This is a genomic window from Aliarcobacter cibarius (genome assembly GCF_013372265.1).
Lineage (GTDB): Bacteria > Campylobacterota > Campylobacteria > Campylobacterales > Arcobacteraceae > Aliarcobacter > Aliarcobacter cibarius.
The window spans coordinates 468,294-493,950 of the sequence record NZ_CP054051.1 but is presented as its reverse complement, the minus strand read 5'-3'; the positions used below and the strand labels follow the sequence as shown (position 1 = coordinate 493,950).

Here is a 25,657-nt window from a genome sequence, read left to right as displayed (position 1 = left end):
TTTATCCTTTATTATAGCCCTAGAGCATCATTTATAGAGTATAGATTTGCATCTTTTGTCACTATCCATTTTGCAACTTTTATAGCACCTTTTGAAAAAGTATTTCTAGCAGTTGCTGTATGGTTTAACTCTAAAAATTCCCCATCATTGTATAATCCAACAGTGTGTCGACCCACAATATCTCCACCTCTTAATGCCATAACTGCAATTTCATCTTTTGTTCTAGCACCAATTTGTCCATCTCTTCCAGAAATTCTAACACTATCAAGATTTAAATTTCTTGCACTTGCAGCATGCTCTGCCAATGTTAATGCTGTACCAGATGGTGAATCAACTTTATGTCTATGATGTTGTTCAACAATTTCAATATCAAAATCTTTTAAAGTCTTAGCAGCAAGAGTTACAAGTTTATTTAAAACTGCAACTCCTAAACTCATATTTGTAGCATATAAAATAGGCACTAGCTTACTAGCTTCAAGAAGCAAGTTTTGTTGATGTTTATTTAAGCCCGTAGTTGCAACTACTAAAGCTTTTCTTTTACCACCTTCAACAACAGCAGTTAAAAGAGATTCCGTACCTACAGGACTTGAAAAATCAATAATAACATCACTCTCATCAAATAATACATTTATATCATTTGTAACAACTGTATCTTGAGGTAAAATTTTCTCAATTTTATCTAAAACATGAACACAAGCCAATTTAGCTTCTTGATCATTTTTTAAATCATCAATTAATAAACTTCCAACTCTTCCTGTACTTCCCAAAATGCCTATTTTTATCATTTATTATCCTAAGTATTCAATTATATCAACAGCTGCCGTTGCACCATCTGCAGCAGCACAAACAACTTGTTTTGCTGCATCAATTCTAATATCACCTGCAGCGTAAAGTCCTTTTACATTTGTTCTCATTTTTAAATCAACTATAACTTCACCATTTTCACTCATGTTACATAAGAATGTTCCATCAGCTTGTTTTAATGGTGCATTTAAAACATTTCTACCAACAAAAACAAAAACACCTGGTGTTGGTAATTCTCTAACTTCACCTGTTTTATTACATTTTACTCTTAATCCTAATACTCCACTAGCATCACCAAATACTTCTTCAACACTAACATTAGTTACTTCTTCAATATTTTCTGTATTTTTAACATGAGCTATAGTACTTGGAGCTGCTCTATAAGTATCTCTTCTATGCACAAGATATACTTTTTTACACATTTTTGATAAGTAATAAGCTTCTTCTAAAGCTGAATCTCCTCCACCAATAACAGCAACTTCTTTTCCTCTATAAAAGAATCCATCACAAGTAGCACAAGTTGAAACACCCCTCCCAAAGAATTCGTTTTCTCCTTTAAATCCTGCTCTTCTAGGAACAGAACCTGTTGCAATAAGTACGGATCTTGCTTCAAATTCTTTATTGTCACTAGTCACAAGTTTAAAATTGTCACCAATTTTTTCAACTTTTGAGATTTCTGCCATTTCGTGTTTTAAACCGAACTTCTGACATTGTTCAGGCCATGATGCCATTAAATCCATACCACTCATAACAGGACCTTGACCTGGGTAATTTTCTATTTCTGAAGATCCAGTAATTTGTCCACCTGGCATTCCCATTTCGAACATAACAACGTTATTTAAACCACCTCTTGTTGCATATAAACCAGCCGTAAGACCAGCAGGTCCACCACCAATAATAGCTAAATCCAACATCTTGACTCCTTTTTTATTTTTATATAAATTCATCTACAAATTTTAGATGATACTAAAATACCTAAAAGTTAAAATTAAACATAATATATTTTAGAGGAAAAATTTTATCATTTAATATTTTATATTTATCTTAATTATGTTTAATTAAAAAAAGGAAGATGAAAAACACCTTCCTTTAAAAACTTTTCCCTTTGCAGATTATAGTAAAGAGTTTATTTTATCAGTGAATGCTTGTTTTGAAGAAGCACCTATCATTTGATCAACAACTTGTCCATCTTTCATAAAGATAATTGTAGGAATTGATCTGATTCCATATTTTACTGCTAAATCTTGCTCTTCATCTGTATTTACTTTACAAATATTAGCTTTTCCTTCAAAATCACCTGCTAATTCATCAATAACAGGAGCAATCATTCTACAAGGACCACACCATGGAGCCCAAAAGTCAACCATTGATACACCTTTACTTGTTATTTCATCAAAATTTGCCGTTGTTAATTCAATATATTTACCCATTTTTAGTCCTTATTTATTAAATTTTTTAAATTACTCAAAACTTTATTGTAAATGTGTACAATTAAAGTGATTTTATTTTAGCGATAAAAAACTTAAATCTTCTTTTATTCTTAAGTTTTTTCACTAATCTAGAGTAAATAATAATTTTGATAAAATAAGAAAAATTTCATAAAACGGAAAAAATTATATGGATATTAGAAAAGAGTATTTAGAATTCTTTAAAAGTAAAGGGCATGCTGTTATATCATCAATGCCATTGGTTCCTGATGACCCAACTTTAATGTTTACAAATGCTGGAATGGTACAGTTTAAAGATATTTTTACAGGAAATATACCTGCTCCAGAAAATAAAAGAGCTACATCTTGCCAACTTTGTGTAAGAGCTGGTGGAAAACATAATGATTTAGAAAATGTAGGTTATACAGCAAGACACCATACACTTTTTGAAATGCTTGGAAACTTTTCTTTTGGTGATTATTTTAAAGAAGATGCAATAGCATATGCTTGGGAATTTGTAACAGTTAATCTTTCACTTCCTATTGAAAAACTTTGGGTTACAGTTCATACAAGTGATGATGAAGCATTTAATATTTGGACAAAGTACATAGATCCTTCAAGAATAATGAGATTTGGAGATAAAGATAACTTCTGGTCAATGGGAGACACTGGTGCTTGTGGACCTTGCAGTGAGATTTTCTATGACCAAGGTGAAGAGAACTTTAATGGACCTGAAGACAAAATGGGTGGAGATGGAGACAGATTTTTAGAGATTTGGAATCTTGTATTTATGCAATATGAAAGAACAAAAGATGGTGAATTAATTCCTCTTCCAAAACCTTCAATTGATACAGGAATGGGACTAGAAAGAGTAATTGCAATTAAAGAAGGAGTTTTAAACAATTTTGACTCTTCAAACTTTAAACCAATTATTGAAGCTCTTGAAAAAATTGCTAATAAAAAAGCTACAAATGATAGTATTGGTTCATATAGAGTAATTGCAGATCACCTTAGAGCCACATCATTTATGCTATCTCAAGGGATTTTATTTGGAAATGAGGGAAGACCTTATGTTCTTAGAAGAATTTTAAGAAGAGCAATAAGACACGGTTACCTAATAGGACTTAGAAAACCATTTATGTCAAAACTAGTAGATACTTTAGTTGGCATTATGGGTGAACATTATGTAGAACTAAAAGAAAATTCAAATTATATAAAAGAGCAATTAACACTAGAAGAAGAAAGATTCTTTAAGACTATAGATTTAGGAATGAGTTTATTTAGTGAAGAGTTAGAAAATACAAAAACTATCTTTAGTGGTGAAGTTGCATTTAAACTATATGATACATATGGATTCCCTTTAGATTTAACAGAAGATATGTTAAAAGATAAAGGATTAAAAGTAGACATAGAAAAATTTGATGAATTAATGGCAAATCAAAAATCTATGGCAAAAGCTGCATGGAAAGGTAGTGGAGATGCCTCAAATGAAGGAGATTTTAAAACTTTACTTGAAAAATATGGAGAAAATAAATTCGTAGGTTATACAAATACTACATACACTTCAAAAATTTTGGCACTTCTTGATGAAAATTTTAAAGAAGTAAAGAATTTAGAAAATCAGATAGGTTGGGTACTACTAGATTCAACGCCATTTTATGCTACAAGTGGTGGACAAAATGGTGATATTGGAGCAATAGAATTTGATGGAAAAAATGCTTTAGTTCTTGAAACTTCAAAATTTCATAATCTTAACTTATCAAAAGTTGATACTCAAGGTACAAAACTTTCACAAAATCAAGTTATAGAAGCGGTTGTTATAAACAGATATGAAGTAGCAAAACATCATAGTGCTACTCACTTATTACAAAGTGCTTTAAAAATGGTTTTAGGAGACAGTGTTTCTCAAGCAGGTTCATTTAATGATTCGTCTAAACTTAGATTTGATTTTACGTATCCTAAAGCTATGACAAATGAACAAATTAACGAAGTTGAAGACTTAGTAAACTCTATGATTACTAGAGGTCTAAATGGAGTTGTAGAAGAATTACCTCTTGAAATTGCTAAAAATAAAGGTGCAATTGCTATGTTTGGAGAAAAATATGGTGAAGTTGTACGAGTTGTTAGTTTTGGTGGAGATGTTTCTATTGAATTCTGTGGAGGAACTCACGTAAAAAATACAGCTGATATAGGAAGCTTTTATATAGTAAAAGAATCTGGTGTAAGCGCAGGTATTAGAAGAATTGAAGCAGTTGTTGGAGCTAGTGCGTTTAAATATATAAAAGAGCAATTAAGTAAACTATCTATGATTCAAACTGAAATTAAATCAAATGATTTAATAAGTGGAATAAAAAAACTTAAAAATGAGATAAAAGAACTTAAAAACGAAATAAAAAATGTACAAAGCAAAACTATTTCTCCTATAAATGAAGAAATGATTGATGATACAAAAGTAGTAGTTAGTGTTATAGAAAATGGTGATTTAAAGAAAATAGTTGATGATATGAAAAATGCGACTGAAAAACTTGCAATTTTACTTTTACAAGCAAAAGATGATAAAGTAATGATAGTTGCAGGAAGCAAAAATACATCTATCAAAGCTGGTGATTGGATTAAAAATATTGCACCAATAGTTGGTGGTGGTGGTGGTGGAAGACCTGACTTCGCAACTGCTGGTGGAAAAGATATAACAAAAATTGAAGAAGCAAGAATTGCAGCGTTAAACTATGCAAAAGAGAATTTATAAGGTTTAAAATTGAGTGAATTTTTTAATAATTTCTCAACTTTAATTATTTTTTTACATGTATTATCTGCTATAATTTGGATTGGTGGGATGATTGTGATTAGATTTGCAGTTCACTACTCTATGCAAGCTATTGAAGAGCCAAAAATAAAATTAGGAAGAACTTTAGAAAACTTAAAAAGATTTTTTTCTATGGTTATTCCATCAATAGTTATACTTTTAATTACAGCTATTACTATGATTTTAGCCTTAGAATTTAAAAATGGGGAGCTTTATAAATTTGTTGTTATAAAAGAAATTATTTGGACAATTATGTCCATTATTTTTGTAGTTATATATGTTAAAAGAGAAAAAGCTCAAAATGCTTTTAATAATGGTGATTTTTTAACAGCAAAAAATCAATTAAATCCATTAGCAAAATATCTTATTCCAACAAACATCATTTTAGGTCTTTTAGCTTTAGTTCTAGGAATAAGATTAAGAGGGTTATAACTCCTCTTAATCTGCTAAATAGTACTCTATTGTAGATACTATTCTAACCTTCTTTATATGTTCACTATTTTTATCACGACTAACAACCTCAAACTGACCTTGAGTAGCTTTTTTAATTTTTCCTAATTTACTATTAGAATCTTGAGCAAATTTTTGTGCAACAGTCCTTGCATTTGAAGTAGCTTCTTCTATCATATTTGGTTTTATATCATTTAAATTTGTATATATATACTCTATTTTCGTATCATAATCATCTGTTTTAAATAAAATACCTTTTTGCGATAATTCTGATAATTTTCCATTCAATGCTCTAATTTTTTCAACTTCGTTACTATAAATATTTATAACTTTTGAAGCTAAATATCTCATAGAAAATTCTTGATTTGAAAATTCGTTTGCCATTTTATCAACTATTGATACTGCACCAAGTGTAATATCTTGATCTTTTAGACCATTATCATTCAGAAATTTAATTATCTCTTTTGTATCCAAATCAATTTTTTGAATTAAAGATTCTAAATCATTACTTGTCTGAGTAATTTTTATAGGCATAATAACTACATCAGCCAAAACTTCTTTCTCTGATAAACCTTTTACAACAACTGTTCTTTCTAAATCTTTTGATTTTAAAAAAGCATCTGATATAAAATATCCTAAGCTTAGCAAACCAATAAAAATAAAAAATCCTAAAATAAATGTTGGTAAAATTCTTACTTTATCCATATATATCCTTTAATTTCTAAAATTTTCACTATCTCTTGAAAAATAGTTATTTATAAAGTTAAACCTAACTAAGCTTTTATCATAATTAAAATCAAGCCTAGGATAATCTTTATAGTTATTAATCTTACCATTTTTTCTCAAAATTTCATCTGTATATATACCACTATAATCAATAATTAATTTATCATCAAAAACACCAAATTCATTTATAAAATCTACATAATATATATCATCTATTATATATGTAAGTATTTCAATATTTTTAAAATCATATTTCTCTACATATTCAAAAGATTTAACTTTTAAATTATCTTTAAATAATGATATAAAGAATCCACTTGCTAGTCCATTCCATTTACAATTTTGATCAAGATTTATATACTCAATAAACAATTTTTTATATTTGATATCTTCAACATTTGCAATATATGAAAATTTTGAACAATAGTCATATGTATTTTGCTTTTTAAGATTACTAAAATTATTATTAAATGAAACATTTTTTGAAGAAATACAAGAATTTAATACAAAAATTAATGGTAAGATTTTTAAAATTTTAAACATTTTAGCCCCCATAAAATAAAAGTTCATTATACTATTTAAATTTTTAGACTTGACATATTTACAATTTTTAACTAAGATAAAGAAATTTTTTCACTAAAAAAAGGGGAGTTAAACTATATGAAAGCCGGTAAAATATTTGTTATTACACTGCTTAGTACCCTGTTTTTCACAGGTTGTTCTTATAAAACAACTGAAGAGAAAGTGGATATTTCGAAGTATCAAAATACTGAAAAACAGGTCTCTATACATCAAAAGGCAACATTTCCTAACAATAAGTTAAATGTGAATAAAGCTAAAAATATTGATGTTTTTAATACAAAAAGTGACTATACTTCAAAACAAGTAAAAATCAATAACAATTTATTTGATTTTTACAATAATTGGGAAGGTGTAAGATACAAAATGGGAGGAACATCAAAGAATGGAATTGATTGTTCTGGTTTTGTACAAAAAGCTTTAAAAGAAAAGTTTAATTTGACTCTTCCAAGAAGTACTGGAGAGCAAGCAAGAATTGGAAAACCAATAAAAAAATCTGAGCTTCAAATGGGTGATTTAGTATTTTTCAAAACGGGTAGAACAAATCATGTTGGTATATATATTGAAGATGGAAAATTTATGCATGCTTCAACAAAAATTGGAGTAACAATTTCAGAATTAGAAAGTGATTACTTCGCAAAAAATTATTGGAAAGCTCAAAGAGTATTCAAATAGTAAGGTAAATTAATGTTAAAGAAAATTTCAATCATAACCACGTTATTTTTATTATTTTTTTCTATACAGGGTAACTTGTATGCGAATCAAAGTAGTAAAAATTCATCTAAAATAGAAAAACAAAAACCTCAACAAAAAAAACAAAATATTCAAAGTAAAAATACAAAAACTAAAACAGATAAAAAATCAAAATCTACTCAGCAAAATAAAATTACAAAAAATAAAGTAGAAAATAAAAAGATTGTTAAAACTAACAATAAAGTAGCTAAAAATAAAAATACAAAATTGCAAAAAATTGCAAAAGTAAACAAAAATCAAAAAAGTGAAAACAATTATTCAAATAGCTACGCATATTTAAATAAAAATGAGAAAGTAAAAGTATTTAATGAATTTTACAACGAAACAAAACATATTAAATACAGAATGGGTGGAACAGGTAAAAATGGGATAGATTGTTCTGCATTCATTCAGAAAATGTTTAAAGAAAAATTTGATTACACACTTTCTAGATCAACAATAACTCAAGTTAATGAAGGAATTGAAGTTAAAAAATCTGAACTTCAACCAGGTGATTTAGTATTCTTTAAAACAAGTAAAGTAGATAAACATGTTGGTGTTTATACAGGAAATGGTGAATTCTTACATGCTTCAATTAAAGGTATACAATATACAAAACTTGATAAACCATTTTACAAAGATTCTTACTGGACTGCAAGAAGAGTTATAAACTAAACTCTTCTGATATAACTTTTTAAATACCTAAAAATTTTGACATAAAAAATAGCAAGATTACGCATATTAAATACATCTTTATTGCATAAAATATATTCAATTTAAATATTTCTTTTGGATCACAATTATATCTAGCACTCATTGTAAGATTTAAACCTGAAATTGGTGATGTCGAAACTGTTGTTGCCCATGCCATTAAAAATGTCATTGCCAGAAGTGTATGATTTGCACTTTGAAAAAAATCACCTAAAATAGATATTGATATAATTGGATGAATTCCTATAAATGCCAAAAGAATGAAAATAAATAAAACAATAGATGCAACTTTATAATCAAAAATAAGAAATGGTAATTTAAAGTTAATTCCTATTAACACACTGCTAGCTAATATACCAAATAGTCCTGCTACTAAGAAAAGTGAAATTTCACTTTTCATTTTTGGTAACTCATCTATTATATGAAATTTTAGAATGTTGATACTTTCTTTGATACCTTTTTTAATTGGTAAAATCAAAATCGTTAATAAAAAAGCAAAAAGTGATATAAGTAAAATGATTTTTAAATCTTTAAAATAGTTGTGTGTTATTAAAACAAAGAAAGATAAAATCAATGGTAGATATAAAGTTTGTAAAGATAATGGATATCCATAAAAATTATCTAAATCAAAATTTCTGCTAGCATCGAAATATGTTATTAAAAATGCTAAAAATGCTAAAACTATTCCAAATGAAATTATTGAATAAGTGTTTAAATTTGGTGCATATGTTAAAGCTGCGGCAAAGGCAACAAAAAATGGTGACCAATAAGCATCACTTGCAAATGAACGTGTCAACACAATAATTTGTAAAGGTGTCAATTTAGCTTTTTTATACATTTTATCTGCTACTAAAAGCAATGCTGATAGATTTATAATAGAACCAAATAAATGAATTCCTATATATGTTTTTATAAAAGATGACTTACCATTTGGTAAATCATCTTTATCTCTTCTAGGGGTTGCTATAAGCTTTAAAAAACCTACAGAAATTAAAAGTGTAAGTAGATATAAATTTACACTTAGTGCTTTTATAAAATCTATACTATATCCTTTTATATAACTATATAAAAAAGATAGCAATGATAAAGAAAGTAGTATTAAAATTAGTTTTTTTGATTTTATTGTAAAAAAAAGTATAGCTGAAGCAATCCAAATAGTACTTACAGAATATATTTTAAAGCTATCATCAATAAAATATGAATAAATTGCAAAAATAAAACTCAAAAATATCAAAAGTCCTGAGAATCTGGAAAGAAGTATCATGATAATCCTAATTTATTAAAATCGTATTATATAAAAACTTAGTATAATTCAACGAAAAAAAGGATGCTTAGTGATAAGACTTGGTTCAAATTCACCGACAAGAGCTAAAATCTTAAAAGATTTTAAAATAGATTTTATTCAAAGTGGTGGTTGCTTCGATGAAGATAGTATAAAAACAACAAATCCAAAAGAATTTTGTTACTTAGCAACAAAAGGTAAATTTAATGAATTATATAGCACTTACGGCATTGAAATACCTTTATTAGTTGCAGATAGTGTTGTAACTTGTGAAGGAAGACTTTTAAGAAAAGCAAAAGATTACCAAGATGCAAAATATATGCTAGAACTTCAAAGTTCTAATAAAACATCTGTAATTACTTGTATGATTTATAAAAGCCTTAATATAGAACTTATAGATATTTCAATTACAGCTTATGAATTTAGTAAATTTGATGAAAAAGATATGATAAATTATTTAGATAGTGGAAAGTGTTTTGGTAAAGCGGGTGCTATTATGGTTGAAGACTTTTGTAAACCTTATATAAAAAGTATTACTGGACTTGAAAGTACAGCTATGGGACTTAGTATTGAAAAATTAATTCCTTTTCTAAAAATATAGATTTTACTAAGATTAAATATTATTTATTATTAATATTAAAAGACTAGGGAATTTTCCCTAGCCTTTAATCAAAAGATGGTTTTGGAGTTTTATCAGTAGACTCTGGTAGTTGTGGATAAACTATAGCTGGTTTATCACCTTTTAATGCTTTTAAGAATGTTACTATTTTAGCTGCATCTGCATCTGTAATAGTTATTCCTAATTGTACAGAACCCATCTCTTTTACTGCATCATTTAATGACCAAATTTGTCCATTATGGAAGTATGGTGCTGTTTCAGTAATATTTCTTAGAGTTGGAGTTTTAACCATTCCATTTTTATCACCTTTAAAATCACCTACATTTGTGAATTTATATTGTTGAGCAACTTGGAATGGTTGCATTGTTCCACCAAGAGCAATTCCTGTATGACAAGCTGTACAACCTTTATCTATAAATGTAGTTAGCCCTTCTTGTTCTTCTTTAGTTAAAGCTTTTGAATCACCACTTAAGAATTTATCAAATCTTGATGGAGTAACAAGAGTTTTTTCAAAAGTTGCAATAGTTTCAGTAATTTTTGCAAAATCAACTTTTACATCTTTTCCATAAGCATTTTTAAATTCATCAACATAAGCTGGAATTGAATTAATTCTTTCCTCAACTAATGCTGGTGGTGCTGCCATTTCTGGACCTGCTTGAACTGGACCTTGTGCTTGATCAGCTAAATGTGGACTTCTTCCATCCCAAAATTGTGCTTTAAAGAACACTGAGTTATAAACTGTTGGTGAGTTTAAATGATGTGGATTTGCTGTCCATCCATGTCCAATTGCTGCTGGAACTCCATCAGCTCCACCAAGTCCAAGGTTATGACATGTATTACAAGAGATTAAATTACTTCTAGATAATCTTGGATCAAAATATAGTTTTTTCCCTAACTCTACTTTTGCATCCGTAATTGGGTCTTTTTTATCATCAATTAATTTCATAAGCTCTGGTTTTGAACTTGGTATTGGCTCTAAACCAGCATTTTTCGCTTTCGTAACCAATTCACTGCTAGCAAATAAACTACTTGCACCTAAAAGTACTACTAAAGAAATTTTTAGTTTCATAATTAAAATCCTCCTATTTGATTTTATTAATCTTAGGATAAAAATTATTAAATGAAAGTTAAATTAATAGTTATTTTTGAATAAAATAATAAAAAAACATATAAAAATAGGATACTATTTGTCCTATTTATCGACTAATAAGACTAATTGTTTAGCTAAAAGTCCTAAAGATTCTTCAACTTTAGTTGTATCTCCATGCTCAATAAAACTATCTTCATATTCAAAAGATTTTATATTTATATTTGTAATTTCTAATTCACTTAAAGCTTCCATTATTGCACTTGCAACACCGCCTTGTTTTTGAGAATCACTAAACACATACCAACTATCATATTTATCACTAAGAGTTTTTAATATATTTTTATCAATTGGTTTTATAAATCTTAAATCTAAAATAGCAATATCTTCTTCATGAAGTTTCTCTACATCTATTGCTTTTGATACACCATTTCCATATCCTATAAAAAGTTTATTTGAGTTACCATCTTTTAATAATTCTGCTTTACCTAATTCAAAATTAGTAGCTTTAAAATCTAGTTCTTTAAAAGAACCTCTTGGATATCTAATAGCACAAGGACTACTTAAAGTATAAGCAAATTCCAATGAATTTTCTAATGTTTCATTATCTCTAGGAGCAAATAAAATCATGTTTGGGATAAACCTTAGAAAATTTATATCAAAAGCCCCTTGATGTGTTTCACCATCATTACCTACAATTCCTGCTCTATCCATAGCAAATACAACAGGTAGATTCATAATAGATACATCATGAATTATTTGATCAAATCCTCTTTGTAAAAAAGTAGAATAAATAGTTATAAAAGGTTTAAATCCTTCTTTTGCCATAGCAGCCATTGAAGTAACTGCATGTTGCTCTGCAATTGCAACATCCCAAAATCTATTAGGATAAGCTTCAATCAATTTATCTACCCCTGTACCACTTGGCATTGCAGCAGTTACACCAACTACATTTTCATATTTTTTTGCAAGATTTAAAAGACTATACGAATAAACTGATGTTGCACTTTTTTGTGTAGATTTTTTAATAAATTCACCATCTTCTACATTAAAAGGACCTACTCCATGCCAATGTTCATGTTGACCTTCAGCTATTTTATAACCTTTACCTTTTACTGTTTTTGCGTGTACAATAACAGGTTTTTGCATAGATTTTGCAATATTTAAAGTATCAATTATCTCTTCAATATCATGACCATCAATTGGTCCAATATAATCTATTCCCATCTCTTCAAACAATATTCCAGGAGTTATTAACTTAATTGAACTTTCTAATCTTTTTGCTAAATATGTTGTACCTTCAGGCATATTATTTCTAATAAATTTATCTACTCTTGCTTTAAAACTTTGATAAAATTTTCCTGCAAGAATTTTTGATAAATATTTTGATATTGCGCCTATTGGCTTTGCAATACTCATTTCATTATCATTTAAAATTATCACGACAGGAAGTTTTAAATCTCCTAGTTCATTTAAGGCTTCATATACCATACCAGCACTCATAGAACCATCACCTATCATAACAACAGGTACTCTATCTTGATTTTTTAGTTTTATTGATTTTGCAGCACCAACAGCAAGAGAAATTGAAGTAGAACTATGACCTGCAACAAAATAATCTGCATTGCTTTCATTTGGTTTAGTAAATCCACATAATCCACCAAACTGTCTTATAGTTTCAAATTCTTCCCATCTATTTGTCAAAAGTTTATGAGCATAACATTGATGAGAAACATCAAAAATAAAAGGATCACTATTTACATCAAATACATAATGCATTCCAAGAGTTAGTTCAACAGCTCCTAAAGTTGAAGAGAAGTGACCACCTTTTCTTGATACCACATCAATAATTCTCTCCCTAATTTTAGAAGCTACCTCTTCTAATTCTTCTACTGATTTTCCTTTTATTTCCATAATATCTACTATTTTAACCCTTCTAAAACTTCATCTAATAATTTAAACAACTTTGTATTTTGATCATTTGTTCCAATAGTAACTCTTATTGCATTTAAACCATACCCTGTTAAATCTCTTACAATCATTCCTCTTTCAAGAAGTTTTTGAGCAACTGTTTTTGAAACAAAATCTTTGAATAATATTGTAATAAAATTTGTATATGAAGGTATATATTCAAATCCTTTTTTAGATGCATACTCTTCGTATCTTTTCATTTCAATAAAGTTTTTTGCAATACACTCTTTTACAAAATCTTCATCTTTTAAAGCTTCAATTGCAGCTGCTAAACTTAAAGTTGTAATATTAAAAGGTGCTCTAATTTTATAGAAAGTTGAAATAATTTCAGGTTGAGCTAAACCATAACCAACTCTCATTCCTCCAAGAGCATAAGCTTTTGAAAAAGTTCCTAAATAAATTGCATTTGGAAATTTAGAGATTAAATCTTTTGGACAAATTCTTTTTTTCTCATCTTTAAAACTTGCATATTCTTGATAAGCACCATCAACTACAACTAATGTATTTTTATCAATAGTTTTTAAAAATTCATAAACTTCATCTTTGTCTAAACATTCACCTAATGGATTATTAGGAATACAAAGAAAAATTACATCTGCCCCATGTTTTTTATATAATTTTGAAAGCTCTTTTAAATTATGTTGGCTACTTTCTGTTTTTATAACATTTGCTCCAACTTGTTTTGAATAAATTTCATACATTGCAAATGTAGTTTTTGCCATTAAAACATTTGATTTCTTTTTACATTTTGCATGGATGCAAAACTCTAAAATTTGATCACTTCCTGAACCAATAATTACATTTTTACTTTCTAAATCAAATTTATTTGCTAATGCTTCTTTTAATTCAAACATAGAATCATCTGGATATAAATACATATTTTTTGCCAAACTCTCTATTTTTGCAACAACTTTAGGACTTGTTCCATATGGATTTTCATTAGAAGCTAATTTTACAACCTCTTTTGGATCTATACCATATTCTCTTACAACTAATTCAATTGGTTTTCCAGCTTCATAAGTTGATAAATTTTTCAATACTTTATTAAATTTCATAATTTTTCCTTTAAATATCTTTTATCTCTTTAACGTAAGATCCTAAAATCTTAATACTTGATTTATGTTTTTCTAAAACTTTTTTAACATTTTCATCATCTTTGTGTCCATCAAAATCTATAAAAAATATAGAATTTCCTTCTACTATATGAGATTTTATTTTTGTTAAATTTATTCCTGCATCATTAAAATCATTTAAAAACTTCACTAGAGATCCTTGTTCATCTGGAAGATTTACTAAAATTGAAGTCTTATCATTTCCACTTGGAGTGTTTTCAAAATCACTTAATATAAAAAATCTAGTTTTATTATTGTCTTTATCTTCAATATTTTCAAATAATATTGGAAGATTATACAATTTTGCAGCAACATGAGGACAAATTGCTGCACTATTTGGTTCAATTGCTGATAATTTTGCAGCTTTGGTAGTAGATTCAACAGGAATTAATTCTACTTCATCTAATCCAAAATTCGTTAAAAACTTTCTACATTGATCAAAAGCTATATCTTTTGAATATATTTTCTTTATATCAGAAATTTTATCACAAGTTGTTGCTAATGTATGATGAATATTTAAAACAACTTCAGCAATAATTTTTGAATTAAAATTTGAAAACCCATTTATAGTATCGTTTACTATTCCATTAGACGAATTTTCTATAGGAACAACACCGTATTTTATCTTTTTTAATTCTAATTCTTTGAAGATTCCTTTAATAGAACTAATTGAAACATAAGAACTCATAGCGCCAAATCTAGCTTCTGCTGCTTGATGTGTAAAACTTCCTTGAGGACCAAGATATCCAATATTTTCTGGTAACTCTATATTTCTTGATATTGCAAAAATCTCTAAAAATAATGCTTCAATAGCATTTCTATTTAATAGACCATTTTTTTCATTATTTATTTTTTCTAATCTATCAATAATTGATTTTTCTCTTTCAGGTCTGTAAATAGCTCCACCACTTTTTGCTTTTAGAGCGCCTACTTTATGAACCAATTTCATTCTATTATTTAGTAGATCTAGAATTTTGTTATCAATACTATCTAATTGTTCTCTTAGTTCTAATAATCCATCTTCATTTGCCATATAAACTTACCTTATTTAATGAACTCTTCTTCTAAAGCAATTAAATCTTCAAAAGTTTCTCTTCTTCTAATTAATCTATCAATCCCATTCTCAACAGCAATTTCAGCAACTCTTCCTCTTGTATTATAGTTACTTGCCATTGTGAAACCATAAGCTCCTGCACTATAAATTGCAACTAAATCGTTGTGAGTAGTTTTTGGTAATTCGATATTCTTTGCAAAAAAATCTCCACTTTCGCAAACAGGTCCTACAATATTACAATCACTAAACTCTTTATTATCATTTAACACTTCAATTCTATGATAAGCATTATATAAAGCTGGTCTAATCAAATCATTCATTGCACCATCTACAATAACAAATCTTTTATTACCATTTACTTTTTCATATAAAACTTTTGTTACAAAAACTCCAGAATTTCCCACAATAAATCTTCCTGGTTCACAAATAACTGTTAAATCAAGTCCAAACATAGTATCTAAAATAGATTGTGCATATTCATATGTATTAATTAGTGTTTCATCTTTGTAAACTATTCCTAATCCTCCACCAACGTCCATAAATGATAACTCTATTTTTATTGCTTTTAAATTTCTAACTAAATCCGCAACTATTTTTATAGCATCTTTAATTGGTTGAAGTTGAGTAAGTTGTGAACCTATATGACAATGAATTCCTGTTGGTTCTAAAAATTCACTATTTTTACATTGGATATACATTCTTTTAGCAGTATCAATATCTACACCAAATTTGTTTTCATGAAGCCCTGTTGAAATATAAGGATGTGTTTTTGGATCAATATTTGGATTTACTCTTATTGAAATTCTTGCAATTTTATTTAATTCTTTTGCTATTAGTTCAACTCTATTTAACTCTTCAGCACTTTCAACATTTATAAGTAATATATCTAATTTTAAAGCTTCTCTAATCTCATCATCACTTTTTCCAACACCTGAAAAAATTATTTTATATGAAGGGATTCCTACTTTTAAAGCTCTTTTAACTTCTCCTATACTTACACAATCTGCACCTGCACCAAGAGTTGCAAGATGTTTTATAACGCTTAAATTTGAATTAGCTTTAACGGCATAAGCAATTAATGATTTTCTTGCTCTGAAAGACTCTTTTAGTTCTGTATATTGCGCTGTAATATGATCAAAATCATAAACATAATAAGGTGTTTGATATTTATTTGCCAGTTCTTTAAAATCTATATTCATTTAATAATCCTCTTGTTAAAATTTTAAATTTAAACTCTTATTAAGTTTAAATCTAAAATTTTATATAAAAAAAGATAAGAAAAAATTCTTATCTTTCTAAAACTTACTTGTCAGTTCCATTCCAAGCAATTTTTGGTTTTCCATCTTCAAACTCAACAGCTGGCATTCCCATAATATTAAATCCACTGTCAACATGATGAATTTCTCCAGTAACTGCACTACTTAAATCACTAAGTAAATACATACCTGAATTTCCAACTTCATCAATAGTTACATTTTTCTTTAAAGGAGAATGTGCTTCATTCCATTTAAGCATAAATCTGAAATCTCCAATTCCTGCAGCTGCAAGAGTTTTAATTGGTCCTGCACTAATTGCATTTACTCTAATTCCATCTCTTCCTAAATCTTCAGCTAAATATTTTGTAGTCATATCTAAAGCTGCTTTTGCAACTCCCATTAAATTATAGTTTGGAATATATTTTTCTCCACCATAATATGTTAATGTTAAAATTGAAGAATTTTTTGAAAGTAATGGTTTTAATTCTTTTGTTATCTCTATTAGTGAAAATACTGATACATCCATTGCTATATCAAATGCTTCTTTTGAGATATTATGAAATCTACCACTTAATCCCTCTTTTGGAGCAAAAGCAATAGAGTGAACAATAAAATCAATTTCTCCTAAATCTTTTTGTAAAGATTCTCTTAATGCAACTATTTCTTCAGGCTTTGAAACATCACAAGGATAAACTAAATTTTCACTACCAAATTCAGCTGCAATTGGCTCAACTCTTTTTTTAAGTGCATCATTTAAATAAGTAAATGCAATTTGTGCACCTTGTTCTGAACATGCTTTTGCTATACCATATGCAATTGATTTATCATTTGCAACACCTAAGATAACACCTTTTTTACCCTTCATTATCATTTCAAATCCTTTGTATTTTCAATTATTTTTATAAAATCTTCTATTTTCCAAGAAGCTGTTCCTATTAAAGCCCCATCAACATTTTCTATCTTGCAAATTTCTTTTACATTTTCAACTTTTACACTTCCACCATAAAGTAAAGGCTTGTTAATCTTTTCTTTAATAGCTTTATGAACACTTCCTATGTCATCATTTGTTGCAGTTACACCCGTTCCAATTGCCCAAACAGGCTCATAAGCTAAAATTAGATTAGAATAATTTGTATCTATATCTATAAATTGTTCATAAATATATTCTAAAGTTTTTTCTAATCCAGCATTTTTTATCTCAAGAGGTTCCCCAATACAATAAATTATTCTAAATCCTAAATTTTTATAAAATTCATATTTTTTTGCAATTTCTTCTTGAGTTTCACCTAAGATATGTCTTCTCTCACTATGACCAATTAAAATTGTTTTTATATCAAACTCTTCAAGCTGTTCCAAACCAATCTCTCCTGTAAAAGATCCATTTTTAGCTGGATAAGCATTTTGTACACCCAAAAGTAAATTAGAAACTGTATTAAATGAATCTAAAGATGTTGAAGTAGGAAATACATAAACTTCATCTTTAATATCATTTGATTGTAAATAGTTATTTAATTTTTCAATAAATAATGATGTACTTTTTCTTGTGTGATTAGTTTTAAAGTTGCTTGCAATAATAGGCATTAGTTATCTTCCTCGATAACTAATGCTTTAACACCTGGTAAAATTTTTCCTTCTATTAATTCTAAAGAAGCTCCTCCACCAGTACTAATAAATGTCATATCAGCTTCATCTCCAGTAATTCTTACTAAGTCTGCCGTATCTCCCCCACCTACAACTGTTGTTGCATATGAACTTGCTACTGCATGAGATATTTTTGTACTACCTTTTGCAAATTTTTCCATTTCATAAACACCCATTGGTCCATTCCATAAAATTGTATTTGCATCACTTAAAACTTCACTAAATAAAAGAGCTGTTGCAGGACCTATGTCTAATCCCATCCAAGATTTTGGCATCTCTTGAACCGGAACAATTTTAGCAATCGCTTCAGAATCAAATGCTTCAGCAGCAACAATATCAACAGGTAAGTATAATTTTACACCTTTTTGTTTTGCTAAATCCATTATTTTTAAAGCTTCAGGAATTAAATCTTCTTCAACTAATGATTTACCAATTTCATGTCCTAATGCTTTTAAGAATGTAAATGCCATTCCTCCACCGATAACTATTTTATCAACTTTTGGAACTAAATTATATAAAGCTTCAAGTTTTCCTGATACTTTAGAACCACCAACAATTGATACAAAAGGTCTTTTTGGATTTTCAACTATATGATGAAAAAATTTAATCTCTTTTGCAAGTAAAAATCCAGCTGCTTTATGATTTTCATCAAAATATTTTGCAATTCCTTCAACAGATGAGTGAGCTCTATGAGAAACACCAAAGGCATCATTTATATAAACATCTGCCATAGAAGCTAATTTTTTACTAAGTTCTTCATCATTTTTTGTTTCACCAGCTTCAAATCTCATATTCTCTAAAAGCATAATTTCACCAGCTTTTAGTTCTTTTGCCATTTTTAAAGTTTGGTCACAAACAACACTTGGAGCTAATTTTATATCTTGTTTTAATAGTATATGTAATCTTTTTGCAATTGGCTCTAAAGAATATTTCTCTTCAAATCCACCTTTTGGTCTTCCAAAGTGACTAGCCAATATTACTGAACAATCATTATCAATACAATATCTAATAGTATTTAAAGCACTTCTTATTCTTCTATCGTCTGTTATATTATTATATTCATCAACTGGAACGTTAAAATCACATCTTATAAATACTTTTTTACCAGCAATATCAATATTTTTTATCTCTTGAAGTTTCATATAGTTCCCCTTATTTTTTAGCTACATAAGCAGCTAAATCAACAAGTCTAGCTGAATATCCCCACTCATTGTCATACCAGCTCATAATTTTTATCATATTTCCACCAATTACTTGAGTTAAATCTGTAGCAATAATTGTTGAATTTGTGTTTCCTATAATATCACTTGAAACTAACATATCATTATCAACTGCCACTATTCCAGCTAACTCTTTTGATTTTTGAGTAAATAGTGCATTTATTTCTTCTTTTGTTGTATCTTTTTTAACTACGAAATTAACATCTACCATTGAAACATTTGGAGTTGGGACTCTTACACTTTGTCCATGTAATTTACCTTCAAGTTGAGGCATAATTAATTTCATAGCTTTAGCTGCACCAGTACTTGTAGGTATCATGTTTTGAGCACCAGCTCTTGCTCTTCTTTTATCAGATTTATGTTTTACATCTAGAATATTTTGGTCATTTGTATATGAATGAATTGTAGTCATTAAACCTTTTTCTATTCCAAATGCATCATCAATAATTTTTGCTACAGGTCCTAAACAGTTTGTTGTACAAGATGCATTTGAAATTATTTTCTCACCATCATAAGTATGTTCATTTACCCCAACAACATAAGTTTTTGTATCATCTTTTGCAGGTGCACTCATAACAACTTTTTTAGCACCGTTTTTAATATGAACTTCGCAAGATTCTTTTGTTAAATAAGCTCCTGTACACTCTAAAACTACTTCAGCTCCACAATCTTTCGTAAAACTTAGTTCATTAGCATCTCTAGTTGAATATAATTTAGCATTTATTTTCCCCATTTTTAAGAAACCATTTTCAACTTTTACATCACCTTCAAAAGTTCCATGAACAGTATCGTATTTTGTAATATACTCAAGCATATCTGGTTTTGCTGTATCATTTATTGCAACTAATTCAACATCATCTCTATTAGCAATAATTCTAGCTACACATCTTCCTATTCTTCCAAATCCGTTTATTGCAACTTTAATAGCCATTTATTCCCTTTATATAAATCTAAAATAGCAAATATTTTATCCAAAAATTGCTATAATAATATTTAATTATAAAATAAAGGTGCAAAATAATTGAAAATTGCAGTTTTTGGTGGCAGTTTTGATCCTGTACATATAGCACATAAAGCTATAGTTGAAAAAGCTTTAAAAGAACTTGATATAGATAAACTAATAATAGTTCCAACTTATTTAAATCCCTTAAAAAAAGATTTTTTATTTGAACCAGAAATTAGATTTGCACTGTTAAAAAAGGTTTTTGAAGACAATCCTAAAATAGAAATTAGTGATTTCGAAATAAATCAAAAAAAACTAAGCTATACTTATGAAACAATAAGATATATTAAGTCATTACATAAACCTTGTAAAATTTATTTTATAATAGGTGAGGACAACCTCAAATCTCTTCATAGGTGGCATAATATTGAAGAACTAAAATCTAGTTTAGAATTTATTGTCGCTAAAAGGGAAGGTTATAATCTAGCAACTAATGAATATAAAACTCTTGAAGTAAATATAGATATTAGCTCTACTAGACTAAGAGAAAAACTAGATTTAAATTTTGTACCAAAAAATATTTGGGAAGATTTAATAAATTTACAAAAAAAGGAAAAATTTGAATAGTAGAATAGAAAACATTAAAACTATTTTAGAAGATAAGAAAGCTGATAACGTTGAAATATTTGATTTAACATCTAAAGATTATTTAGTTGATTATGTTGTAATTGCTTCAACACTAAATCCTAAACATGCAAATGCATTATTGGATCATTTAAAAATTGATTTAAAACCTAAAGGTGAAGAATTTTTAAGAGTTGATGAAGATGATAATTGGACTGTAATTGATTTAGGTGATATTTTTGTTCATTTAATGAGTGAAAAATATAGAGAAAAATATAATATAGAAGAATTTTTAGAAAGCTTTCAAAAAGTAAAAAGTTAATTCATAATTTCAAAAGAGATTACATAATCTCTTTTGCTTCTATTCCCAGAAGTTTCAATCCTACCCTTAAACTTAATTTAGCAATACTTAAAACTTTTAGATAACTTTTTTCTTCACTGCTTCCTATAATTTTATGTTCATTATAGAACTTATGTACACTAGAAGCTAAATTATATAAATATTCTGTAATTTTTTGCATATCTCTTTTTGTAAATGCTTCATTTAAAATAGATTCTAATAAAAGTGATTCATAAACTAAATTTAAAGCTTCACTATTTAAGTTATCAAAACTTACATTTACTATATCATCAAATTTTTGCTCTGATTTAATAAAAAGTTGATTTATTCTTGCATGTGCATAATTTATATAAAAAATTGGATTCGAAGAATCTTGATTTTTTAACATATCTATATCAAATTCTAAGTGAGTATCACTTTTTTTAGTTAAGAATACAAATCTTAGAGCATCACTTCCTATTTCAGCTGTAATATCAGACATAAGAATAACATTACCGGCTCTTTTACTCATCTTGTATGGTTGTCCACCTTTTAAAAGCTGTACCATTTGTGATAAAATTACTTCTAACTTTGATGAATCATTACCTAAAAATTCAATAGCAGCTTTAACTCTAGTAATATATCCATGGTGATCAGCTCCCCAAATATTTATATACTTATCAAAATCTCTATCAAATTTATTTTTATGGTAAATGATATCTCCTGCAAGATATGTTGGGATTCCATTATCTCTTACAACAACTCTATCACTATCATCGCCAAATTGTGTAGATTTTAAATAAATTTTATCATCTTTAGGATACAAAGAGCCATTTTTTTCTAATACAGCTTTAGTATCATTCCAAGAACCATATAATGACTTTTCAGAAACAAAATTATCAAAAGTTATTCCTAAATCAGCTAAGTCTTTAACTATAATTTCCATTACTATGTCTTTTGCAAAAATAGCCATCTCTTCAAATCTAGACTCATCATAGATTATATCTTTTCCATATTTTTCTATAACTTTTTTGGCAATATCAATTAAATATTCACCTCTATAATAACTCTCTGGATATTCTACACTTTCATTAAAAATAAAATCTCTTGCAGCTAAACTAACTGAAACTCCAAGAAGTTGCATTTGAGCACCAGCATCGTTTATATAGTACTCCGTTGTAATATCATAACCTAAGTATTTTCCAACTTTATATAAAGTGTCTCCAAATACAGCACCTCTTGCATGCCCAATATGAAGTGGTCCAGTTGGGTTAGCACTTACATATTCTAAAAGAATTTTCTCATTCTTTATATTACCTTTTGCAAAATCATCTTTTGCTTCTAAAGCCACATTTGCAAGTTTTTCTATAAAAGTATTTGAAAGAGTAAAATTAATGAAACCTTTTACAGCTTCTACTTTTTCAAATAAATCTTTATTTTCTAGTTTTAAAACCAAATCTTCGGCTATTTGCATTGGAGATTTTTTAAGTTCTTTAGCTAATGAAAAAGCAGCTGGAGTAGCAAAATGTCCTAAAGAGACATCTTTTGGTTTTTCCAAAACGATATCTCTATTTAATATCTTTTCTATATACTCTTTAATAATATTCTGCAATTTATTTCTCTTATGAATTTTTTATTTCTTGATTTTGTACAGGTGCTTCAGGTTTTTTTTCTATTTCATCACTTTTTTTAGCAACCACTTCTTCTTCATCTTCTTTCACAGCTTTTTTGAAGTTTCTAATACCACTTCCTAACCCTTTTGCAAGTTCTGGAATCTTTTTACCACCAAATAAAATTAAAACAATTAGAACTATTATTAATAATTCCATACCGCTTGGCATACTCATAAAAATCCTTTATTTATTAAAATTAAACCTTTTTTGTTTCACTTACTTTTGAATCAGCTTTTTTTTCATTATCTTCAATTTTAGATGCAGTCGCAACTTCTTCTTCATCTTCTTTTACAGCTTTTTTGAAGTTTTTAATACTACTACCTAAACCCTTTGCTAATTCTGGTATTTTTTTACCACCAAATAGAATTAAAACAATTAAAACAATCACCAATAACTGCATACCGCTTGGCATACCCATCATCTATCCTTTTTTTGATATGAAAATTATTATAACTAAAAAAACTTAAAAAATTTTGACTAAGGTCATTTCATAAAAAGCAGAGTTATCTTGAAACCAATCATAACTAAAAATATTGATCCAAATAGATTCAAAGCTATATTTAATATTGCGAAATTTAACGAACTATTAAACAGTAAATAAGTATCTAATGCAAAAGTTGAAAATGTAGTTAATCCTCCCAAAAATCCAGCAACTAAAAATGCTTTAACCGCTGTTGAGATTTCTTGAGTTGAAAAATATGCATATAATATGCCTATTATTAATGAACCTACTAAATTTACAAATAGTATTCCTATTGGAAAACTATTTATTCCTAGTTTATGTATATAATCTACAGCATAAAATCTCAATATTGATCCAAGTGCTCCACCTAAACCAACTGAAAAAATAATCTGCAAATTATTTGACATAATTTTTATACTCTTTTTCGAAAACTTCTCTCATATTTTTTTCTGTATCTTCATACCATGAAGTATCTTTACTAGCTTGAACTGGTTCTAAATAAACAACTTTAACAACACCTGGTGCAGCTTCAGCTTTTTGTGAATTTACTATATTTCTAGTATTAAACATAACTACTGGTTGAACTTTTAAGTTAAATTTATTTCCAACCATTTTAGCTCCAGCTTTAAATTCTCCCATATAAGTTCCATCACTTCTTGTTCCTTCTGGGAACATTGCTATTGGTCGACCAATTTCTAATCTATTTTTCACATCAGATAAAAGTTTAATTAATCCTGCTTTATTTTCTCTATCTACACTTATCATTCTTGGAGCTTTTATTATATGTCCAAAGAAAAATAGATCTGCAATCTCTTTTTTTGCAACCCAAGCAATATTTCTACTATGAATATGTTCCATTATTATAATATCAAGAAGAGATTGATGATTAATTATTATTAAATCACAACTCTCATCTAATTTTCCTTCAACTTCTAATTTTATTCCTAAAAAAAACATTTGAACTTTCATCCAAATTTTTATTACTTTATGTGCATGATTTCTAAATAGATACATAAAAAAAACAACAATTGCAACAGTTATTGAAAATTGAATAAATACAAAAATTCCTCTAATTTTTCTCAAAACTATCCTCCTTTATCCAACCTATAAATCCATCTTCAACACCTAAAACTTTAATAAATTGTCCTTTTTTTTCCAACACTTCAACTTCTAACTCTTTATCTGCTTTAAAAAATACTGTTGAATTTTTTGTCGGTAAAATATATACAAAAGAATCTGTTTGTATTTTCCCTTTATCATTTGGAAGATTGTATATTAAGGCAAAAATAAATGTTATTACAACAAATGGTATTAAATATTTTTTTCTTTTCCAAATAAACAGAATCAATAAAAATATACAAACTATTGTAGACGCTACTTTTTTATATTTTTCAAATGTTGAATCATTTGGATTTAAATCTGTTTGTGTACTTACAAGCTCATTTTGTAATATTAAAGGAACTCTTACTTCTTTAAATGAGTTTGATAATGAATTAAAGTATGTAAAAGTAAGATTCTTATCGTAAATTGGTGTTACAACATAATAAACTAAATTTTGAATATTTTCCCACTCTTTAATACTTGAAACACCTTGTTCAACTACATTGTCTAAATTAAAATCTTCTAAATTAGAATTAACTGCATCAATATCAATTATTGTCAATGCTTCTTGATTGTTATACTGTTTTGTTTTATATGCTTTTAGTATTATATTATCAGCAATAACTTTAGAAAATCTATCATCATTTTTTCCAATATTTGAAAAACCTATATTTCCAGTTTCAATTGTGCTAATATCAATAAGAGAATTAGAATTCCAAAGCTTTACCTCAATAATAGGTAATTTGAAATTTGAAGATTTTACCTTAAAATAAAAACTATTTTCATAAGTATCATCTGAAATCTTTTTCCAAGGTGAACTTGGATTCATAACAGTAATATTTGATTGATTTGAAAAATTTGTTGTAAGAGAAGTAAAATCAGTAGTTGTAACTAAAGCTTTAACTTTTACTTCAAATTTTTGATTTTTATGTACACTTGTAGGTTCTTTTAGGATACTTAGATATAGATTTTTTGCTGCAAACAAATTAACTGCAAAAACTGTTACTATTGATATTAAAAGTAATATTACTTTTTTCATTTTACTTAAAATAGAAGAGTA

At 27.7% G+C, this 25,657-nt stretch carries 28 protein-coding genes; 7 read left to right on the top strand and 21 right to left on the bottom strand.

The genetic code is table 11. The features are described 5' to 3' along the window. Positions 1 to 11: 11 nt before the first annotated feature. The 3 genes from dapB to trxA form a co-directional block, all read right to left on the bottom strand. The gene (dapB, locus tag ACBT_RS02335) at positions 12 to 785 is read right to left on the bottom strand and encodes a 4-hydroxy-tetrahydrodipicolinate reductase (protein ID WP_024775654.1); all 774 of its coding nucleotides are present in this window, start codon (positions 783 to 785) and stop codon (positions 12 to 14) included. A 3-nt stretch (positions 786 to 788) separates the two neighbouring features. Further along, positions 789 to 1,718, bottom strand: a complete 930-nt coding sequence (gene trxB, locus ACBT_RS02330) for a thioredoxin-disulfide reductase (protein ID WP_024775653.1) — start codon at positions 1,716 to 1,718, stop codon at positions 789 to 791. Between the two features lie 198 nt (positions 1,719 to 1,916). After that, positions 1,917 to 2,234, bottom strand: a complete 318-nt coding sequence (trxA, locus tag ACBT_RS02325) for a thioredoxin (RefSeq protein WP_024775652.1) — start codon at positions 2,232 to 2,234, stop codon at positions 1,917 to 1,919. 187 nt (positions 2,235 to 2,421) lie between these two features. Here trxA and alaS point away from each other — a divergent pair, with 187 nt between their 5' ends. Together alaS and ACBT_RS02315 are read left to right on the top strand one after the other, a co-directional pair. Beyond that, a complete protein-coding gene (gene alaS / locus ACBT_RS02320; RefSeq protein ID WP_024775651.1) occupies positions 2,422 to 4,977 on the top strand; it encodes an alanine--tRNA ligase in 2,556 nt (851 codons plus the stop codon). A 9-nt stretch (positions 4,978 to 4,986) separates the two neighbouring features. Continuing rightward, on the top strand, positions 4,987 to 5,466 hold the full coding sequence (locus tag ACBT_RS02315) for a hypothetical protein (protein ID WP_024775650.1): 480 nt from the start codon (positions 4,987 to 4,989) through the stop codon (positions 5,464 to 5,466). 6 nt (positions 5,467 to 5,472) lie between these two features. Here ACBT_RS02315 and ACBT_RS02310 read toward each other — a convergent pair whose 3' ends face one another. Continuing rightward, positions 5,473 to 6,189 carry an SIMPL domain-containing protein gene (locus ACBT_RS02310; RefSeq protein ID WP_024775649.1) on the bottom strand — a complete coding sequence of 239 codons (717 nt, stop codon included), beginning with the start codon at positions 6,187 to 6,189 and terminating at the stop codon, positions 5,473 to 5,475. Between the two features lie 9 nt (positions 6,190 to 6,198). Beyond that, on the bottom strand, positions 6,199 to 6,753 hold the full coding sequence (locus tag ACBT_RS02305; RefSeq protein WP_024775648.1) for a hypothetical protein: 555 nt from the start codon (positions 6,751 to 6,753) through the stop codon (positions 6,199 to 6,201). A gap of 117 nt (positions 6,754 to 6,870) precedes the next feature. Between ACBT_RS02305 and ACBT_RS02300 the strand changes: the two genes are divergently transcribed. Together ACBT_RS02300 and ACBT_RS02295 are read left to right on the top strand one after the other, a co-directional pair. After that, positions 6,871 to 7,464, top strand: coding sequence for an NlpC/P60 family protein (locus tag ACBT_RS02300; protein ID WP_024775647.1), 594 nt, complete (start codon positions 6,871 to 6,873; stop codon positions 7,462 to 7,464). A 12-nt stretch (positions 7,465 to 7,476) separates the two neighbouring features. After that, positions 7,477 to 8,196, top strand: coding sequence for a C40 family peptidase (locus tag ACBT_RS02295; RefSeq protein WP_084031360.1), 720 nt, complete (start codon positions 7,477 to 7,479; stop codon positions 8,194 to 8,196). A 19-nt stretch (positions 8,197 to 8,215) separates the two neighbouring features. On the opposite strand, the gene ACBT_RS02290 is transcribed toward ACBT_RS02295, so the two are convergent. Continuing rightward, a complete protein-coding gene (locus ACBT_RS02290) occupies positions 8,216 to 9,496 on the bottom strand; it encodes a hypothetical protein (RefSeq protein ID WP_024775645.1) in 1,281 nt (426 codons plus the stop codon). Between the two features lie 70 nt (positions 9,497 to 9,566). Between ACBT_RS02290 and maf the strand changes: the two genes are divergently transcribed. Further along, positions 9,567 to 10,115 carry a septum formation inhibitor Maf gene (gene maf, locus ACBT_RS02285; RefSeq protein ID WP_024775644.1) on the top strand — a complete coding sequence of 183 codons (549 nt, stop codon included), beginning with the start codon at positions 9,567 to 9,569 and terminating at the stop codon, positions 10,113 to 10,115. A 64-nt stretch (positions 10,116 to 10,179) separates the two neighbouring features. On the opposite strand, the gene ACBT_RS02280 is transcribed toward maf, so the two are convergent. From ACBT_RS02280 to gap, 9 genes are all read right to left on the bottom strand, one after another. Then, the gene (locus ACBT_RS02280; protein ID WP_024775643.1) at positions 10,180 to 11,202 is read right to left on the bottom strand and encodes a cytochrome-c peroxidase; all 1,023 of its coding nucleotides are present in this window, start codon (positions 11,200 to 11,202) and stop codon (positions 10,180 to 10,182) included. A 123-nt stretch (positions 11,203 to 11,325) separates the two neighbouring features. Next, positions 11,326 to 13,134 carry a 1-deoxy-D-xylulose-5-phosphate synthase gene (gene dxs / locus ACBT_RS02275; protein ID WP_024775642.1) on the bottom strand — a complete coding sequence of 603 codons (1,809 nt, stop codon included), beginning with the start codon at positions 13,132 to 13,134 and terminating at the stop codon, positions 11,326 to 11,328. An 8-nt stretch (positions 13,135 to 13,142) separates the two neighbouring features. After that, positions 13,143 to 14,246 (bottom strand): histidinol-phosphate transaminase, encoded by a 1,104-nt coding sequence (gene hisC / locus ACBT_RS02270; protein ID WP_024775641.1) that lies wholly within the window; start codon positions 14,244 to 14,246, stop codon positions 13,143 to 13,145. 10 nt (positions 14,247 to 14,256) lie between these two features. Further along, positions 14,257 to 15,336 (bottom strand): chorismate mutase, encoded by a 1,080-nt coding sequence (gene pheA, locus ACBT_RS02265; protein ID WP_024775640.1) that lies wholly within the window; start codon positions 15,334 to 15,336, stop codon positions 14,257 to 14,259. A gap of 11 nt (positions 15,337 to 15,347) precedes the next feature. Then, positions 15,348 to 16,556: a diaminopimelate decarboxylase gene (lysA, locus tag ACBT_RS02260; protein WP_024775639.1), complete on the bottom strand. Its 1,209-nt coding sequence runs from the start codon at positions 16,554 to 16,556 to the stop codon at positions 15,348 to 15,350. Positions 16,557 to 16,659: 103 nt separating this feature from the next. Continuing rightward, a complete protein-coding gene (gene fabI / locus ACBT_RS02255; RefSeq protein ID WP_024775638.1) occupies positions 16,660 to 17,484 on the bottom strand; it encodes an enoyl-ACP reductase FabI in 825 nt (274 codons plus the stop codon). Continuing rightward, the gene (locus ACBT_RS02250; protein WP_024775637.1) at positions 17,481 to 18,194 is read right to left on the bottom strand and encodes a triose-phosphate isomerase; all 714 of its coding nucleotides are present in this window, start codon (positions 18,192 to 18,194) and stop codon (positions 17,481 to 17,483) included. Before ACBT_RS02250 ends, fabI begins: the two co-directional genes overlap by 4 nt. Beyond that, positions 18,194 to 19,396: a phosphoglycerate kinase gene (locus ACBT_RS02245; protein WP_024775636.1), complete on the bottom strand. Its 1,203-nt coding sequence runs from the start codon at positions 19,394 to 19,396 to the stop codon at positions 18,194 to 18,196. Before ACBT_RS02245 ends, ACBT_RS02250 begins: the two co-directional genes overlap by 1 nt. Positions 19,397 to 19,406: 10 nt before the next feature. Next, entirely contained in the window at positions 19,407 to 20,405 is a 999-nt protein-coding gene (gene gap / locus ACBT_RS02240) for a type I glyceraldehyde-3-phosphate dehydrogenase (protein WP_024775635.1), read from the bottom strand. 90 nt (positions 20,406 to 20,495) lie between these two features. Here gap and nadD point away from each other — a divergent pair, with 90 nt between their 5' ends. Together nadD and rsfS are read left to right on the top strand one after the other, a co-directional pair. Then, a complete protein-coding gene (nadD, locus tag ACBT_RS02235) occupies positions 20,496 to 21,044 on the top strand; it encodes a nicotinate (nicotinamide) nucleotide adenylyltransferase (RefSeq protein ID WP_024775634.1) in 549 nt (182 codons plus the stop codon). Then, positions 21,037 to 21,363 carry a ribosome silencing factor gene (rsfS, locus tag ACBT_RS02230; RefSeq protein WP_024775633.1) on the top strand — a complete coding sequence of 109 codons (327 nt, stop codon included), beginning with the start codon at positions 21,037 to 21,039 and terminating at the stop codon, positions 21,361 to 21,363. Before nadD ends, rsfS begins: the two co-directional genes overlap by 8 nt. 19 nt (positions 21,364 to 21,382) lie before the next feature. Here the strand turns inward: rsfS and argS are convergent, their stop codons facing one another. From argS to ACBT_RS02200, 6 genes are all read right to left on the bottom strand, one after another. Then, entirely contained in the window at positions 21,383 to 22,972 is a 1,590-nt protein-coding gene (gene argS / locus ACBT_RS02225) for an arginine--tRNA ligase (protein WP_024775632.1), read from the bottom strand. A gap of 10 nt (positions 22,973 to 22,982) precedes the next feature. Beyond that, positions 22,983 to 23,207, bottom strand: coding sequence for a twin-arginine translocase TatA/TatE family subunit (gene tatA / locus ACBT_RS02220; protein ID WP_024775631.1), 225 nt, complete (start codon positions 23,205 to 23,207; stop codon positions 22,983 to 22,985). Positions 23,208 to 23,229: 22 nt separating this feature from the next. After that, positions 23,230 to 23,451, bottom strand: coding sequence for a twin-arginine translocase TatA/TatE family subunit (tatA, locus tag ACBT_RS02215; RefSeq protein WP_024775630.1), 222 nt, complete (start codon positions 23,449 to 23,451; stop codon positions 23,230 to 23,232). 65 nt (positions 23,452 to 23,516) lie between these two features. Next, positions 23,517 to 23,903 carry a fluoride efflux transporter CrcB gene (gene crcB / locus ACBT_RS02210; RefSeq protein ID WP_024775629.1) on the bottom strand — a complete coding sequence of 129 codons (387 nt, stop codon included), beginning with the start codon at positions 23,901 to 23,903 and terminating at the stop codon, positions 23,517 to 23,519. Next, complete coding sequence (locus ACBT_RS02205; RefSeq protein WP_024775628.1) at positions 23,893 to 24,579, bottom strand: lysophospholipid acyltransferase family protein; 687 nt, start codon at positions 24,577 to 24,579, stop codon at positions 23,893 to 23,895. The genes crcB and ACBT_RS02205 overlap by 11 nt, the downstream gene beginning before the upstream one ends. After that, entirely contained in the window at positions 24,566 to 25,636 is a 1,071-nt protein-coding gene (locus ACBT_RS02200) for a hypothetical protein (RefSeq protein ID WP_024775627.1), read from the bottom strand. The genes ACBT_RS02205 and ACBT_RS02200 overlap by 14 nt, the downstream gene beginning before the upstream one ends. Positions 25,637 to 25,657: the final 21 nt, after the last annotated feature.